Below are 301 nucleotides of genomic sequence, written 5' to 3'. Positions count from 1 at the left end.
GGATACCCGCGAGGGCAATTCGGAAGTGGATGAGGCTTCGATTCCGGAGGTAACGCAGTGGTGGAAAGAGAATGTCGGCTCGCAAGACGAACAGGCCTACACCAGGCAGGTGATCGAGCGGTTTGATAAAGACGAATCGCTGAAACTGTTGATCGTGGTGGATAAGCTGCTCACCGGTTTTGACGAGCCAAAAAACACCGTGCTGTATATCGATAAGCCACTAAAAGAGCACAACCTGATTCAGGCCATTGCTCGCGTTAACCGGTTGCATCCGCTGAAAAAATTCGGTTTGCTGATCGAC

General features: G+C 51.2%; 1 protein-coding gene. It reads left to right on the top strand.

Annotated features, from left to right (window positions below; genetic code table 11):
- On the top strand, positions 1-301 hold a 301-nt coding region (locus tag KDM89_RS21510; protein ID WP_212689824.1), incomplete at both ends, for a type I restriction enzyme subunit R domain-containing protein.

Origin of the sequence: Cognatundibacterium luofuense (genome assembly GCF_018139685.1) — a bacterium.
Classification (GTDB): Bacteria; Pseudomonadota; Gammaproteobacteria; order Burkholderiales; family Burkholderiaceae_D; genus Undibacterium; species Undibacterium luofuense.
The sequence above is the reverse complement of the archived record's forward strand: the minus strand, read 5'-3'. Positions and strand labels throughout refer to the sequence as shown.